The sequence below is a fragment of the Pseudomonas edaphica genome, assembly GCF_005863185.1.
GTDB classification, from domain to species: domain Bacteria; phylum Pseudomonadota; class Gammaproteobacteria; order Pseudomonadales; family Pseudomonadaceae; genus Aquipseudomonas; species Aquipseudomonas edaphica.
This window is the reverse complement of the sequence record NZ_VBVZ01000796.1, coordinates 1-2,430: the sequence shown is the minus strand read 5'-3', so window position 1 is coordinate 2,430 and position 2,430 is coordinate 1. Positions and strand designations below refer to the sequence as shown.

Genomic DNA, 2,430 nt, shown 5'->3' with positions numbered 1-2,430 from the left:
AACGCTATCCGCCGCCTCAGGGTTTGCTACACCGCCTTGCCCATCAACGGTTCACTGATGCTATGCGCCCCCGTCTCAACCCGCCCCGCCACCCGGCGCACCCAGCCATGCTCATTACGCACGGTGCAGTAATACCAGCCACCGCTCGGCTGACGGGAGAATGTGCGTTGCTGCAAGCTGTGCCCAGCAATCTCCAGCAGCCATGGGCCTTGATGGGTGTAAGGGCAGCGCTTGATCGTCACCGAGGCTGGATGCTTGCTGGGGTTGATCACCGTCAGTTGAACGCTATCGCCTTGATAAGCCACTGACAGTTGCGGTTCGCGGCGTTGCAGATCACCCTTGAATGATCGGTGAAAGCCGTTCGGCCCCAATAGCCACAGGTCATAGCCGCCAGCCACTGGCCAGGTATCACTGAGGTGCTGTTCGGCGCCAACGGTGTAGCGCCGTGGGATGTCTTCCAGGTGCAGTCGGTCGTAGACGTGGAAGACCGCGCCCTGTTCGCCATGGTTGAAGAAGTTCAACGTCAGCTCACCGGCGCGACGATCAACGTCACCTTCGACGTTCAACTGGTATGGCAACGCACGGGATGGCCGAGCCATGCGCGCCTGATGCGGCGCCTGTTGCCGACCTTCAGCAGGCACCACAACCTGGGCCAGTAGTTCCTGGCGCTGGCGCAGCAAATCCGCCGCCCGGCGGGTGGTTTCATGCAGTGGCGGCAACAACTCGGTGTTGGGGTTGACGAAGTTGAACGCCGAGGTGAGGTCGCCGCATACGGCGCGGCGCCAGGCGCTGATATTGGGCTCGCGCACCTGGAAGCGCTTCTCCAGAAATTGCAGCACCGAGGTGTGATCGAACGCCTGGGAGTTGACCCAACCGCCGCGGCTCCAGGGCGACAGCACCAGCATCGGCACCCGTGGGCCAGGGCCGTAAACACCACCGTCAGGCGCAGGCTGTTGCGTGGTGCCGGGCGGCGCCGGGTGCGTGAAGATTTCGCTGTCGAACTTGACCGTGGATTTACCGGCAAAGCTGCCATCGGCACGCTTGGACGGGGCTGACGGTGAAGGGACGTGGTCGAAGAAACCGTCGTTTTCATCGTAGTTGACCAGCAATACAGTCTTGCTCCACACCTGCGGGTTTTCAGTCAGCGACTTGAGAATCTCCTGGGTGAACCAGCCACCCTGCACCGGGCTGGAAGGCCCAGGATGTTCGGAGTAATTGGCCGGGGCGACCAGCCAGCTCACCTGAGGCAAGCGGCCGTTTTTTATGTCATCGCGAAAGCCCTGGATGATCGCTTCCAGGTCACTGCCGTTTGCCGATGGCAGTGTGTTGCCGTTGCCTTTGTACAACGGCACGCGGGCGTTGAGTTGATCGCTGTAGGGCACAAAGGCCTTGAAGTCTTTCGGTGGTTCCGCCGGGTTGCCGGCCGCAACACTGGCGGCGCGGTACTGGCGAAAACCAGCCAGCGGGTTGTCGCCAAAGTTATCCGGCAAGAACTGGTAGACCTTCCAACTCACGCCCGCCTCTTCCAGGCGCTCAGGGTAGGTTTTCCAGGTGTAACCCACGCTCACTGCGCCAGGGCCGTCCCATTCATTGACCACCGCAGCCACATTGGCGCCGGTCGGGCCGTTGGTGCCGGTCCAATGGAACAGCCGGTTCGGGTTGGTGCCGGCGTGCACCGAACAGTGGTAGGCATCGCACAGGGTAAAGGTGTTGGCCAACGCAAACTGGAACGGCAATTCCTGCTCGCGGTAATAGCCCATTGACGTGTTGGTCTTGTAGGTTGGCCAGGCATTCATGCGGCCGCTGCCCCAGGCGGCGTGTTCGTCAACCCAGGAATGTGGCGTGCCGTCGACACGCTGGGCATTGCCGCGTGAACTGTCCAAATGATAAGGCAATACGCGCCGCCCCTTGCCCTGTTGCTCCCAGACTTTGCGGCCGCCCGGCAGCGGAATGGTGAAGCGGTCGCTGAAACCACGTACGCCGGGCAAGGTGCCGAAGTAGTGGTCGAACGCGCGGTTTTCCTGCATCAGGATAACCACGTGTTCCACATCCATAATCGTGCCGGTGCGGTTGTTGGCGGGGATCGCCAGCGCCTGGCGGATGGAATCGGGTAGCAGGGTGTAGGCGGAGCCGATGGCGGCGGCCTTCAGCAGGGTGCGGCGGGTGAGAGTTGGCATGGCACTAATCAATCCCTGGGGTGCTTGAGATAAAAACGCTCAAGACAAAGTAGAGACTGCAAGCGACAAAAAGGTGACATGCGGTTACTGACAATCCGATGATCTGTTCACGGGCCTGCCACCAATGGTGGTGAGCAGCTTGTTGTGGCTAGAGGCTTATTGTGGCAAACAGGCTTGTTGTGGCGAGCAGGCTTGCCCTGCGTTGGGGCGCGCAGCAGCCCCAGTAAAGGCACCGGGATTCTCCTGAAGGAAC

1 protein-coding gene is annotated in these 2,430 nt (G+C 61.2%); it reads right to left on the bottom strand.

The features are described 5' to 3' along the window. Positions 1–26 precede the first annotated feature (26 nt). The gene (locus FEM54_RS30570) at positions 27–2,177 is read right to left on the bottom strand and encodes a phosphocholine-specific phospholipase C (RefSeq protein WP_138454066.1); all 2,151 of its coding nucleotides are present in this window, start codon (positions 2,175–2,177) and stop codon (positions 27–29) included. Between the last annotated feature and the right edge of the window lie 253 nt (positions 2,178–2,430).